Below are 12,943 nucleotides of genomic sequence, written 5' to 3' on the forward strand. Positions count from 1 at the left end.
ACCTCCCGGTCGGGCAGCACGTGTTCGGGTCTTGAACGCTCCTGGGCAGCCACCCTTCAGAGGGTGGCTCCGACGGCTGCGTCAGCCGTCGCTGGTGGTCACCTTCACCTCGTCGACCACCAGTTGCTGCGGGAAGCTGGTCGAACCGTCGGGATCGCCCGGCCAGTAGCCGCCCACCGCGAGGTTGAGGATCAGGAAGAACGGCTTGTCGAACACCCAGGTGTTGCCGTTCAGGTCGGCCGGGGTGCGGGTCTGGTAGACGGTGCCGTCCACGGACCAGGTGATCTTGTTCGGTGCCCAGTCCACCGCGAAGGTGTGGAAGGCGTCCGCGAAGGCCTGGCCGCCCGGCAGTGTGTAGCCCGCGCCGATGCCGCCGGAGCCGGAGTAACCGGGGCCGTGCAGCGTGCCGTGGACGGTTCCGGGCTCGAAGCCGACGTTCTCCATGACGTCGATCTCACCGGAGTTGGGCCAGCCGACCTGCCCGATGTCCTGGCCGAGCATCCAGAACGCCGGCCAGATGCCCTGCCCGCGCGGGATCTTCATCCGCGCCTCGACGTGCCCGTACGTCGCGGTGAACTTGCCCGAGGTGTTGAGGCGGGCCGAGGTGTACTCGCATGTGCCGTACCAGCACTGGTAGTTGCCCGGGTTCTCGCGGCGGGCCTCGATGACCAGGTGGCCCTGGCCGTCGAGCTTCGCGTTGTTGTTCCCGGCCGTGTAGTACTGCCGCTCGTGGTTGTTGACGTTGTCGCCGGTCTCGACCTGCCACTTGCCCGTGTCGACGCCCGATCCCGCGGCGCCGTCGAAGGTGTCGGAGAACGTCACGGCCTGGGCCGCCCGCGGCGTGGGGTCCGCGTGGGCGGTGGGGGCGACGGACGCGGCCGCGACGAGGGCGGCGGGCAGCGCGGCGAGAAGGCATTTGCGGAGCAGACGTGGTGGAGCCACGACTCTCCCTTCCGTAGGGCGTCCCTGTGCGGGGGCGCGCCCACTGAGGTGGGGGGAATGCTTCTGCTCTCGTTCTAAGAAGTGAACGAGAGCAGTGTCAAGACATAGGTACGGACCTGCCGTCCCTCCAGCCCCATCTGCCTCGTACGGTCACCGTTCGACCATACGACGCACACAAGCCCCGGCGTGAGCCCCGTCCGCACGCAATGCGCGGCGAATGGTCTGCCTTACCCCGACCACCCCACCGCCCCTCCCCAAGGAGATATGGGCGATATCTACCATAAGCTCTCCCGTGCTTCCTCGGTGTTGCCCAACGGGCCGAATTGCGACGACCGGTCCGGCCATTTACCCAGCAAACATTGGGCAGTTGACCTCAGTGTTTCGTGGTAACGTCCTCGTTCGGAGGGACAGTGCAACCTGAAAGGGAAATCGTGAACACGGAGAAGATCGCCGCTCGCCGCCTCTCGCTGGAAGAGGTGACGAAGCTCGGCGTGAAAGACAGGCTCTTCGTTTCCGCCGACACGGCGGAACTCAAAATTCCCGGTTGCTATGTGCCCGCCTTTCTGACCAGGTCCGGTGAGGATTTCGAGGGCGGCTCGGTCACGGTGAGGACCGTATTCCAGGAAGAGGTTTCCTGCCTTCCTGACGACGCGGACGAAGCCGGAATCTACCTGGCTGACGAAAAGGGCTCGGGGACCATCGAGGTACTCCAGTCCGCCGGGGTCGTGCTGGACCTGGCGCTTTTCGTCCCGGGTGGCGACAAGGGAGCCCTCACGGCTCTTTACGCCGCGGTCCGGCAGGCGTTCGGCGCCGACGTCGTGCAGATCTGGCGCCAGGCACTCAAAGAGGTTCCCGACGTGAAGGTCGATATCTTCGAGGAGCAGATTCCGCGAGGGCGCAAGGGGGGCGACAGTCCGAAGCGTGACCGTCGCGCGATCGACACCTACCCCACGCGTGCGGACTTCATCGAGTTCTCCGCGGGGTGGAAGCCGGTCGTCGAGCTCCACAAGCCGGTTGTCGACGACACCCCGACCATCTGACCCGACGGCCTCGCGAGACGTCCCGCCTGATCAAGATCAAGGCCGGAAGCCAGTCGTCGACGGCTCTCAGGGCTTCGACGTGGCACGCGGGGCCGTCTCCCGGCACCGTCGGTCGACTCCGCCGGCGGTCCACCGAGACGCAGCCCACCGTGGCCTGACGGACCTGAGCCAGGAACCCCGTCACGCCGACGCGGGCGGGACGGACGCGGGCGTGGATCGCCACCGGCCAAGTGGCCCGGATTGCGACCACGTGACCGGAGTCACGGGACCTTTCACGTGTCCGCGGGGATGCGCTATGCCGGGCTCAACCCCTGTGTCGCCGAGGAGGATCACGACCGTCTTCTGCTCGGCATCGAGCCCCCGTCTCTCTGGCCCTCTGAGCGAGCATTCGGGGGATTCCTCAGAACTAGGCCGCCCGTGGCTGCGATCGTCTGGCCCGTGACCCGGCGCGCGTCGTCACTCACGAGAAGGGCGACGGCATCGGTGATGTCGCCGGGGCGCCCGAGCCGACCCGGAGGTGTCTGTGCGACGAACTCCTCGGCGTTCGCTCGGAACTCCGGCGACAGACCATCGGTGTCGGTCGGGCCCGGAAGTACGGCATTGACGGTGATCTGCCGGCTCCCCCGCTCCTTGGCCGGTACGTGTCCGAAGTACTCGACCGCCGCTCTGGTGCCGGCGTATGCGGCGACACGGGGGCCCGGGCGCTTGGTGTGGCCTGTGGACATATTGACGACACGGCCTCCGTCGCGAACAAGGTTCGCCGCCTGCTGCAAGGCAAGGAAGCTGCCCTTGATATTGAGATATTGACGGCCGGCAGTCGATCGAGTTCAGCGGAAGGGAAATCGGCGATATCACCGAAGGCCCGAAGGCCCGAAGGCCCGCATGCCCGCATGCCCGCACTGTTCACCACGATATCGAGACCGCCGAACTCGCTCACCGACTCTTCGAAAAGGCGGGTGATGTCCTGCGGCGTGGCGAGGTCGGCCCGTACAGCCAACGCCCTGCCGCCCAACCGCTCTACATCGCTGACGACCTCCCGCGCGACAGCCTTGTTCGAGTGATAGCTGACCACTACGTTCGCACCGTCCAGGCCCAGGCGTACCGCGATGGCACGACCGATTCCCGTGAGGAAGCCGTGACCAGCGCCACCTTTCCGCTCAAACTCATATCGTCGCTCCTCGGCCTCTTGGTGTCCGTATCGCATTCCCCTGCGACCCCTCGACCTGAAAAGAGTATGAGCACGGTGAGTTCATGCGGTTCCGCCTGCACACCTCGTCGCCCTGCTGGGACGATTCGCCACCGACCGGCCTCGCGTCCGACTCCAGATCCGGGAGACCCGACTCGAAGACGCTCTCGCGCAACTACTGCAGGGGACGATCCAACTCGCGTTGACCAGTGGATTCGTCCTGCCGTCGCGGCCCCCGCGGATCGAGGCCACACAACGCGCGGAGGAAACCCTGGCCGCCGCGATGCACCGCGATCATCCACTGGCCCGGCGTCCGGCACTGGCCTGATCGCTACCGGACTCGGTACCGGTGTGCAGCCACGCAGCCTCTCCCAGTACGCGCCCCCGACGTGACCTTCGTCCCGTTGAACTGTCAGGAACCGCTCCGCACGTCGCTCCTCTATGACCGGCGGCACGTGCCAGTGGGAGTCCGCGAGATGGTGCGGCCGGCCGGACCGGCGATCCCGCTGCCCTCCTGATCGACTTCGGCGAGGGGCTCGGAGCCCCGGCGCCCGGCCCGCCGGTGGAGCGACCGCCGGTGGAGCGCGCCGTACACCGATGCGTGTTCTCACCGTGCTGGTGACAGCGCCTCAGTGGCTCACGCACGCCCGACGTACGCCGGTGTGCTGCTCGGTACCCGCTGCGGCCGTTGCAGCCGCTATGCAGTGGGCTCCGTGCCCGAGTGATCGGGTACGGGAACGTCGGCCGTGGCGCGTGCTCCCGCGAGGACGAACCTGACTATCCGCTGTGCGTCTTCGCGTGTGAACGGTGTCCGGGCTCGGGTCAGGTGCAGGTGTACCGGGCCGGAGAGCATCTGGTTGAGGAACGCGGCGTCGACCGGCGGGAGGTCCCCCCGTTCCACGGCGCGGTCGAGCAGCGACTGGAAGGAGGAGAGCCGCTGCTCCAGCAGGCGCAGTCCCAGCTCACGGATCACCGGTTCGTCGCCCGAGTACATGGCCGTCTGCAGTAATGCCCGTCCGACCGGGGACTCTCCTGTGCTTGCCATCGAGCACAGGTAGTCGGTGAGGTCCGTGTAGATGTCACCGGTGTCCTGAAGGGGGACGGAGTCTGCCGCGTACTCGGCGAGGGCCTCTTGCAGGAGCTGGTTCCGGTCCGGCCAGTTCCGGTGGACCGTGACTCTGTTGACCCCGGCGGTGCGGGCGATCTCCTCGTAGTTCAGGCGTTCCACACCGTGCTGCGCCGCGAGCTCGATCGTCGCCCGAAGAATCCGTTGCCGGACCGCCGCGGTGCGCCCCCCAGGACGTGTCCGCGCTGTGGGCGCGGGCTCTGACTGCTCCGACATGGGTGGGTCTGATCTCCGTGTCCGGGTGCGGATGTGTACGACGAGGATACCTGCCCGTAACCGTCGGACGGCTGCGACGGCGACAGCCCGCCCTCCTTAAAGTAATGCTAGTGTTGCTTTAAGAGGTGGGCCCCCTCGACTGTTCTGAACGTCTCGTATGCCTTGAACGTCCCGAAGGGAAAGCGCATGTCGCGGGAGAGTCTGAACGACAGGTGGGCGGGGCATGTGCCGCCGATTCCGTTGGAGGAGTACTCGAAGAGGTACAGCGACTTCTTCACCATGGAACGTCGTGATGGCATCCTCGAAGTGAGGATGCACACGGACGGTGGCACGTACGTCCACAACTGGGCGGCTCACAACGCCTGGAACCGGGTCTGGCAGGACATCGGGAACGATCAGGAGAACGAGGTTCTGATCCTGACCGGCACCGGTGACCGGTGGTTCTCCGGAAGTCCCAGCAAAGTGTGGAAGAAGCCTCTCCACGAGGAGGGGTCGGAGTACATCTACCAGCAGCTCTACGACGCCTCGAAGCTGGTCGAGAACTTTGTCAGCTCCCTGGAGATCCCCACCATCGCGGCGATCAACGGCCCTGGCGTCCACACGGAGTTCGCCCTGCTGTGCGATGTCACGCTGGCTGCCGAGGACGCGGACCTGATGGACCCTCACTTCCTCGCGGGCACCGCGCCCGGTGACGGCCTCGGACTGGTCCTGCAGGCGCTCATGGGAACGAAGCGCGCCGCCTACTACGTCTACACGGGACAGTCGATCCCGGCACCCAAGGCGCTTGAACTCGGCCTTGTCAATGAGGTGTTGGCCCGTGACGCGCTCCTTGAGCGGGCGTGGGAACTGGCCGAGGCCATGATGGAGCGACCGCGCTTCGCACGGCGTATGACCCACGCCATCCTTGCCCGGCCGTGGCAGAAGCTCATCAGCGAGGATCTCGGCTTCCACATCGCACACCAGGGCCTGTCCATGCTGGGCGCCAAGGAAGCCCGCGGCATCGACTCGAAGGTCGCCCAGGAGGCCGCTGAGCGCAAGGCGTGGTGAGAACGGCGGAGGCCGACCACGTCGTCCGACGTCATCGCGCCTCCGCCGCCACCCCGCACGTCCGGGCCGGAGGAAGCGACCCCCGTCCACCTTGGCGCGAACACCCCTCCGCCGGCATTGTTGATCAGCACGTCCAGAGGGTCGCCGTCCCCGCTCGTCGATCCGGTGACCACGGCCCAGGAATCCCGCGTCATGGGCCCATCTGCCTCCGCCTTCGCGTTCATGTGCTGCCTCCTCCGTCGTGGCCCGTAGCCGGACCACAACTCGCTTGCTACAAAGCTCTGTTGAGCCGCGACATCATGCCCGGCACCAAGAACTCCGGTCGCCGTGGGGCTCCTTGGAAGCACCAGACGCCGACGTGGACCACGAGGTCAGCCTGGGTGATCACGCCGCGGAGCCGCAGCTCCCCTCACGCGGAAAGACCCGCGGCGATGCGCGCGTAAGTACGCGTCAGTACGGGGACCACACGACGTTGTCCGAGTCCCGTGCGGCTTGCTCGACGTAGTCGGTGAAGCCGACGTTGGCGATGAAGCGTTGCATGTGGACTTCCTGTACTGCGGCGGGTTCCAGGCGGAAGGTGTCTTCTCCCGGTGCCGTCCCCTCGGTCACGTCGAGGTCGATCGCCAACAGGGCGAAGTGTGAGTGGTTCATGGCTGTGGAGTCGGCCAGGAAGACCGTTCTGTCGCTGGTTCGCGCCACCGCCCGTACCTCTTCCACTGTCGCGTCGGACCAGACCGGATCGTCGACGATGTGCACGAGTGCCTCACGCTCGTCGTCCTCGCCCCACGGCTGCCGCAGCTCTGCCACGATGGCCCGCCATATGGGCTCGTTTCCGTAGTCGGTCCGTACCACCAGAGCCGCGTCCAGCTCGGGATCACCGATGGATGGCCTCAACTTCATGCTCAGCCTTTCCGTTTGGCTCTGCAGCCTCTTTTGGCTCTGCAGCTTCTATGGATCGGGAATCCTCTCGCAGAGGGAAACCCGCGGGTCGGGTGCCTCGACCCTTGACCGGCCCAAGCGCCGCTGCGACCGGCTCCGATGATCGGTTCCGGACAGGGCGGTCCGGGCGGGGATCACGGGTGTGACGTGGGCGCAGGCGAACGGAGGCGGGCGGAGTGCGGGGCCCGTCCGTGTTCAGCAGGGGTGCGGCGGCCGGTGGGACGCGTGAAACGGTCCGGCGGATGTTTTTCGCAACGCCCTCGCAGCGTCAGCGAGTTGGCGGTTACTGATCCTTGCCGGTGCCGGTGTGTCAGGAGCATATTCCTGGGACGGTGTCGATCCGGCAGGGACGGCGCGCGGGCGGGGCGGGGGACTGGCTGTGGCGGATCTGTTTGCCGGGTTGCTGGAGGGCGTGTCCGGGGCCGTCGCGGAGACGACCAGTTTCGAGGGCAGCCACGTGCTGGAGCTGCCCGTGCCGGACGGGGCGTGGCTGCGGGACTTCGGTGTGACCTACCGGCTGGAACGCCGTGCGGAGGTGGCGGCCGGGCAGTTCCGGCTCGCCCTGCAGGGCGGGATGGCCATGTCCTTGTCGTGCCAGGTGTCGACGGAGGACCGGCGGTCGATCGCACAGCTGTCCTGGAATACCGGCACGGTGGTGACCACCGACGTCGAGCAGCTGACCCGGTTCGGCGGACGGATCCTGCACGTGAGCGTGAGCATCGCCGGAGTCGACGCCGTGTCCTTCCACCTGGACATGGGAGCCGCGCTGGAGAACGCGTTGAGCGGGTGGCAGCTGGCGTTCTTCTGCGGGACGATGCCGATTCCGGCCAGCGCGGAGAACGAGCAATGGCCGCGTGGCATCAACCGGCGGCTCTTCGTGGTGGGCCACGAGGATCCGGTGACCCACCGGATCACCCCGTCCTGCCGGACCATGCCGCCGCTCCTGTCGTCCGCGCGGATCCGGCAGGCCTTCCTGGACCTGCGGGACCTCGGCGTCCGGACACCCGGGGTGTTCCCGCTGCTGGAGGTGCCGACGGACGCCGCCTCGGTGGGCGCGTTCCGTGAGGCGCTGGGCGGTATCGACATGGACGGCGTCATCTCCGAGATGCACCAGGGCCGTCAGCTCACCGCCACCCGTACGGGCAGCGGCGCCTTCACGTTCCGCTTCGTACCCGACGCCCGGTACACCGGGCCGCGTCTGCTGCTTGTGGAGACGTACCGGATGACCTCCGTACCGCTGCGTTACGGTCCCGGTCGGGTGATCAAGACGTTCACGCTGCTGCCGGGGGAACGCACGACGATGCGGGTGAGCACCTACAAGCGCTCCTCGCAGAGCATCCAGTCGACGTCCTCGGTGCTGGACTCCACCAGCGACGAGAGCGAGCGGGAGTTCGAGCAGTCCGTCACCGCGGAGCAGTCCGACCAGAGCCAGTCGGCCAAGAGCTTCGAGTACAACGCGCAGGCGTCGGCCTCGGCGAAGGGCTCCTGGGGATGGGGCAGTGCGAGCGCCTCGGTCAGCGGGGGAGTGGCGGGCAGCAACACCTCGGCGCGCCAGGAGTTCGCGAAGAACCTCACCAGCGCGGTCGGCAAGAACGCCTCCAGGGCTTCCGCGCGGCGGGAGGTGTCCGTCGACACGAGCATGGACCTGAAGCTGGAGGAGGGCGAGGAGTCCGCCGTGGAGCGGACGATCGAGAACATCAACACCAGCCGCACCCTCAACTTCCTGTTCCGGCAGATGAACCAGGAGTACGCGGCCGTCCTGCACCTGGTCGACGTCCGGGTCGCCTTCTTCAGCGGGCACAGGGAATCCCGCGAGGAGGTGCCCCTCGCCGAGATGGACTCCCTCCTGCCCCGTCTCCTCGCCGAGGACCAGATCACTCCGGTGCGCCAGAAGATCCTCGGTCTGATCGCCGCCACCCGCGACCTGGCCGGCGACACGCATCCCGGCTTCGTACGGACCGGAACACCCGACGGGACGGACCTCGCCCCCGCCGTCAACCCCACCTACACCAGCGACTACACGGCGCCCGACGGCCGCACCATCACCCTGCCCGGCATCATCACCGCGGCCGAGCACCACGTCATGCGCACCGACGGCATCACCGTCGACGCCTTCCTCGGCGAAGGGCAGGGCCTGGACGCCTACTCGACCGGGCTGCAGGAACAGGCCCTGCGCTCCCAGGCGGCCGACAACCTGCTCAAGGAGCGCGAGGCCGAACGCCTGCAGATCGCCCTGGAGATCGCCCGCGACGGCGACACGAGACGCGCCGAGGCCTTCCGGACGCTGTTCATGCCCACCCAGATCGTCAACCAGATCGACCATGCCGCCGTCAATTCGGGCCCCCGGACGAACAACGTCGGCGAGAAGAACTGACCAGGCCCGGCACGGTCGGCACACACCGGCGGGAGGCGAGATGCCGAGCAGTGTGAACGGGGATTCGGGATCGGACGACGAGAGAAAGCCGACAGAACACGAGGAGACCGTCCTGGGCAAAAGGTCCCTCGGCGCGAGCGCGTTGACGGCCGAACCCCTGGCGAAGAGGGCGAATGTGCTGGAGGGGAAAGCCCTGCGTCATTCCCCGAAGGACGAGGAGCGGGAGGAGGAGGGGAGGGAGCGGGAGAGGGAGCCCCTGAGTCGGAAGGTGCGGGCCGCCGTCTCAAGGCTGGCGCGCACGATGTACGACAAGGCCGGGATGAAGCCCGATGAGACCTCGCTGTCCTACCTGGACGGGGACGACGAGGAATTCTGGTCGTCCCTGGGGATCGAGTACGACGTCGGCGACATGTACGAGCAGATGGAGAAAGCCGGTGGTGTACGGCTGCGGAGCACCGGCGATCCGTTCATCACGAAGCTCGTCATCGGGTGCGGGAACCACCCCTACGAGTACAAGGCGATGGGGGAGGACAGCAAGCACGCGCACAAGGACGCCTACACGGTCGACAAAAGCGTGAGCATGTCCCCCACGGTGCTCGGTGCCTTCGGGTACACGAACCTCGCACCGCTCTTCCTGCCCGGCGTCTTCGAACAGATCATTTTCGAGGGATATTCGCCGGTCGATTCCGCCGCCACCCTGGACCGGCAGCCCCACCTTCTGGCGGACCTGGCCACGCTCCTGGCCGACGACGGGAAACTGGCCCTGCCGGTCGGACCCAATCAGAATGTTCGGACCGTCGTGGCCAGGAAAAAGCAGGGAAGAATAGAGGTGATGGCGGTACTGAAGGGTGATCAGCCGCCCGACATGGAGGCTGCGGGAACAGAGGTGACGGAGGGCTACCTCAAGAGTCTGGTCCCGAATGCTCCTGGCTGACAGGAACGAGACCGGCCGTCCGTACCGCCGCTGATGCCGGTGCAGCCGCCGGTGCCGGTGCCGGTGCCGGTGCAGATACCGGAGCCGATGTCGACGCCGGCCCGTGGTGGCGGCCCATCGGGATGACCAGGGGGGTGTGGCTGACCGGGTCCAGGGTGATCCGGCAGCTCAGGTCGAAGACATCCTCGACGGTCTCGGCGGTGATGACCTCGGCCGGGCTGCCCTCGGCGACGATCTTCCCGGCCTTCATGGCGACGACGTGGTCCGCGTACCGGCAGGCCTGGTTGAGGTCGTGCAGCACCATCACGACCGTGCGGTTCTCCCGGCGGTTGAGGTCGGTGATCAGGTCCAGGACGTCGATCTGGTGCGCCAGGTCGAGGTACGTGGTCGGCTCGTCGAGCAGCAGGACGGGTGTGCCCTGGGCGACGGCCATGGCGATCCAGGCGCGCTGCCGCTGGCCGCCGGAGAGCTCGTCGACGGGCCGGTCGGCGAGGTCCGTCATATTGGTCGCGGCCAGCGCCCGGTGCACGGCCTGCTCGTCCGCCTTCGACCACTGCCGCCACCAGGTCTGGTGCGGCGAGCGCCCGCGGTTGACCAGGTCGACGACGGTCAGCCCCTCGGGCGCGACCGGGCTCTGCGGCAGGATGCCGAGGCGCTGGGCCAGTTCCCTGCTCGGGATGGACTGCAGCGCCCGGCCGTCGAGGTGGACGGCCCCCTCCTTGGGCGCCAGCAGCCGGGCGAGGGCCCGCAACAGGGTGGACTTCCCGCAGGCGTTGGCGCCGACGATGGCCGTGATCCGGCCGGGCGGCACCGCCAGGTCGAGGTCGTCGACGACCAGCCGGTGGTCGTACGCCAGCCGCAGACCCTCCGCCCGCAGATCGGGGTCCGGGGCGGTGACGGGTCCGGGGCCGGGGGTCGACAAGGGTTCAGCCGACATGGGATCAACCTCCTGAGCCCGCGCGGTTGGCGCGGACGAGCAGCCAGAGCAGGACCGGCGCGCCGAGCACACCGGTGACGATGCCGACCGGCAGTTCCGTGCCGGGGACGAGCGTACGGGCGATCAGGTCGCCGCCCAGGACCACCAGCGCCCCGGTCAGTCCCGAGGCGACGGTGGGCGGCCAGGCCGTACCGGCCAGCCGTTGGGCGATCTGCGGGGCGGCCAGTGCCACGAACGCCACGGGCCCCGCGGAGGCGGTGGCGAAGGCGATCAGGCCGACCCCGGTGAGCAGGACGGCGAGGCGTACGGGCTGGACGCGCGTACCGAGGCCGGTGGCCACGTCGTCGCCGAGCTGGAGCGTGCGCAGCAGCCGGCCGAGCAGCAGGGCCGTCGGCAGCAGTACGGCCAGCGCCACGGCCAGCGGGCCGACCTGGCCCCAGGTGCGGCCGTTGAGGTTGCCGACCAGCCAGCCGAGCGCGGCCTGCGCCTGGAAACGTCCGCCCCTGGCCACGAGGTAGTCGGTGGCGCTGGTGCAGATCCAGGCGACGCCGATGCCGACCAGGATGATGCGGTAGCCGGTGGTGCCGCGCCGCCAGGCCAGCGCGTAGACGGTCAGGGCGGTGACCAGGGCACCGAGCAGTCCCAGTGCCTGGGTGCCCAGCCCGCCGTCCCAGCCGAGCACGATGCCCGCGACGACGGCGGTGCCGGCGCCCTGGGTGAGGCCGATCATGTCGGGGCTGGCCAGCGGATTGCGTGTCATGGTCTGGAACAGCGCGCCCGAGACCCCGAAGGCGATCCCGGCGAGCAGGCCCACCAGGGCGCGGGGCAGCCGCAGTTCCTCCACCACGAGGACGGTGCCGGGGTCGCCGGAGCCCACCAGGGCCCGTACGACGTCGGAGAAGCCGATCGGGTAGTCGCCGGTCGTCAGGCCCCAGCAGAACAGGACGAAGGTGCCCGCGGCGAGCACCACGCACAGGGCCACGAGCCGGGGGCGGAAGACACCCGAGACGGGCGGGAGCGCCAGCCGGTACGTGTGATGGCGGGCACCCCCGGCCGAGCGGGCCCCGGTGGCACCGGACTCGAGGGCGGAACGGGATGCGGGGACGGACTTCGTACGCGGCACGTTCACACCTCCGCCAGATTGCGCCGACGGACCATGGCGATGAAGAACGGACCGCCGAGGAAGGCGACCAGGACACCCGCCTGTATCTCGGTGGGGCGCGCCACCAGGCGTCCGAGGATGTCCGCGCTGAGCAGCAGGATGGGGGCGAGCACCGCCGACAGGGGCAGCAGCCAGCGCTGGTCGGGGCCGATGCCCGCCGACTGGGCGAGCACACGGGCCACATGGGGGACCACCAGGCCGAGGAAGACGACCGGGCCGATGACCGCGACCGCGGCCCCCGTCAGCAGGGTGATGGCCGCGACGCCCGCCAGCCGGACCAGGCCGAGGCGCCGGCCGAGTGAGGCCGCCACGTCGTCGCCGAGGGCCAGGCTGTTGAGGGCCGGGGCGCAGGCCAGCGCCAGTGCCGCGCCGATGACGAGGAAGGGCAGGACCCGCCACACCATGCCGTTGTCCGCCTCCGCGAGCGAACCCGCCGACCAGAAACGGTACTTGTTGAGCGCGTCCACGTCCGTGAGCACGATGGCCTGCGTGAACGACCACAGCATCGAGGTGACGGCGATCCCCGCGAGTGCCAGCTTCACCGGGGTCATCCCGGACCGCCCGAGGCCGCCGAGCAGATAGACGGCCACGGTGGCGATCAGCGCCCCGGCGAACGCGAACCACACGTACCCGTACAGCGAGTTGACGCCCAGTACGCCGACGGCCAGCACGATGGCGAAGGCCGCTCCCGCGCTGACCCCCAGTACTCCGGGGTCGGCGAGCGGATTGCGGGTCAGGGCCTGCATGAGCGCCCCGGCCAGCCCGAGGGCCGCGCCCGCGGTGAGCCCGAGCGCGGTGCGGGGCATCCGCGCGGACCAGACGACGTTGTCCACGAAGCGGCTCGGGGCGTCGCCGAACAGGGCGCGGATCACCTGGTCCGGCGGGATGTTGGCCGCGCCGAGTGCCAGCGAGAGCAGGCAGAGGACCGCCAGGACGGTACCCAGCAGTGTCACGAGAAGGACAGGGCGCACTCTCTTGCCCGTCACCGTGCGGTCTCCAACGGCCAGCTCCCTTAGGTTAGGCAGGCCTTAATCGTAGTG

11 protein-coding genes and 2 pseudogenes are annotated in these 12,943 nt (G+C 68.4%); 5 read left to right on the forward strand and 8 right to left on the reverse strand.

Going from position 1 to position 12,943, the window contains the following annotated elements:
- Window positions 1–81: 81 nt before the first annotated feature.
- The gene (locus K3769_RS34630) at window positions 82–942 is read right to left on the reverse strand and encodes a glycoside hydrolase family 16 protein (RefSeq protein ID WP_267030180.1); all 861 of its coding nucleotides are present in this window, start codon (window positions 940–942) and stop codon (window positions 82–84) included.
- Window positions 943–1,373: 431 nt separating this feature from the next.
- Between K3769_RS34630 and K3769_RS34635 the strand changes: the two genes are divergently transcribed.
- Window positions 1,374–1,982, forward strand: coding sequence for a hypothetical protein (locus K3769_RS34635; protein WP_267030181.1), 609 nt, complete (start codon window positions 1,374–1,376; stop codon window positions 1,980–1,982).
- Between the two features lie 329 nt (window positions 1,983–2,311).
- Here the strand turns inward: K3769_RS34635 and K3769_RS34640 are convergent, their stop codons facing one another.
- Window positions 2,312–2,776, reverse strand: a complete 465-nt coding sequence (locus K3769_RS34640; RefSeq protein ID WP_267031669.1) for an SDR family oxidoreductase — start codon at window positions 2,774–2,776, stop codon at window positions 2,312–2,314.
- 17 nt (window positions 2,777–2,793) lie between these two features.
- Window positions 2,794–3,186 (reverse strand): annotated as a pseudogene (locus tag K3769_RS41230) (SDR family NAD(P)-dependent oxidoreductase); the annotation flags it as partial.
- A gap of 61 nt (window positions 3,187–3,247) precedes the next feature.
- Between K3769_RS41230 and K3769_RS41235 the strand changes: the two are divergent.
- Window positions 3,248–3,496 (forward strand): annotated as a pseudogene (locus tag K3769_RS41235) (LysR family transcriptional regulator substrate-binding protein); the annotation flags it as partial.
- Between the two features lie 369 nt (window positions 3,497–3,865).
- Here the strand turns inward: K3769_RS41235 and K3769_RS34645 are convergent.
- Window positions 3,866–4,510 carry a TetR/AcrR family transcriptional regulator gene (locus K3769_RS34645; protein WP_267030182.1) on the reverse strand — a complete coding sequence of 215 codons (645 nt, stop codon included), beginning with the start codon at window positions 4,508–4,510 and terminating at the stop codon, window positions 3,866–3,868.
- A 186-nt stretch (window positions 4,511–4,696) separates the two neighbouring features.
- Between K3769_RS34645 and K3769_RS34650 the strand changes: the two genes are divergently transcribed.
- Complete coding sequence (locus K3769_RS34650; RefSeq protein ID WP_267030183.1) at window positions 4,697–5,557, forward strand: enoyl-CoA hydratase/isomerase family protein; 861 nt, start codon at window positions 4,697–4,699, stop codon at window positions 5,555–5,557.
- A gap of 450 nt (window positions 5,558–6,007) precedes the next feature.
- Here K3769_RS34650 and K3769_RS34655 read toward each other — a convergent pair whose 3' ends face one another.
- Window positions 6,008–6,457: a DUF6924 domain-containing protein gene (locus K3769_RS34655; RefSeq protein WP_267030184.1), complete on the reverse strand. Its 450-nt coding sequence runs from the start codon at window positions 6,455–6,457 to the stop codon at window positions 6,008–6,010.
- Between the two features lie 418 nt (window positions 6,458–6,875).
- Here K3769_RS34655 and K3769_RS34660 point away from each other — a divergent pair, with 418 nt between their 5' ends.
- Together K3769_RS34660 and K3769_RS34665 are read left to right on the forward strand one after the other, a co-directional pair.
- A complete protein-coding gene (locus K3769_RS34660) occupies window positions 6,876–8,870 on the forward strand; it encodes a hypothetical protein (protein WP_267030185.1) in 1,995 nt (664 codons plus the stop codon).
- A 40-nt stretch (window positions 8,871–8,910) separates the two neighbouring features.
- Complete coding sequence (locus K3769_RS34665; RefSeq protein WP_267030186.1) at window positions 8,911–9,804, forward strand: hypothetical protein; 894 nt, start codon at window positions 8,911–8,913, stop codon at window positions 9,802–9,804.
- Here K3769_RS34665 and K3769_RS34670 read toward each other — a convergent pair.
- From K3769_RS34670 to K3769_RS34680, 3 genes are all read right to left on the reverse strand, one after another.
- Complete coding sequence (locus K3769_RS34670; RefSeq protein ID WP_267030187.1) at window positions 9,773–10,741, reverse strand: ABC transporter ATP-binding protein; 969 nt, start codon at window positions 10,739–10,741, stop codon at window positions 9,773–9,775. The genes K3769_RS34665 and K3769_RS34670 overlap by 32 nt on opposite strands.
- Before the next feature lie 4 nt (window positions 10,742–10,745).
- Entirely contained in the window at window positions 10,746–11,765 is a 1,020-nt protein-coding gene (locus tag K3769_RS34675; RefSeq protein ID WP_267031670.1) for a FecCD family ABC transporter permease, read from the reverse strand.
- A gap of 101 nt (window positions 11,766–11,866) precedes the next feature.
- On the reverse strand, window positions 11,867–12,889 hold the full coding sequence (locus K3769_RS34680) for a FecCD family ABC transporter permease (protein WP_372515101.1): 1,023 nt from the start codon (window positions 12,887–12,889) through the stop codon (window positions 11,867–11,869).
- Between the last annotated feature and the right edge of the window lie 54 nt (window positions 12,890–12,943).

Origin of the sequence: Streptomyces ortus (assembly GCF_026341275.1) — a bacterium.
GTDB classification, from domain to species: domain Bacteria; phylum Actinomycetota; class Actinomycetes; order Streptomycetales; family Streptomycetaceae; genus Streptomyces; species Streptomyces ortus.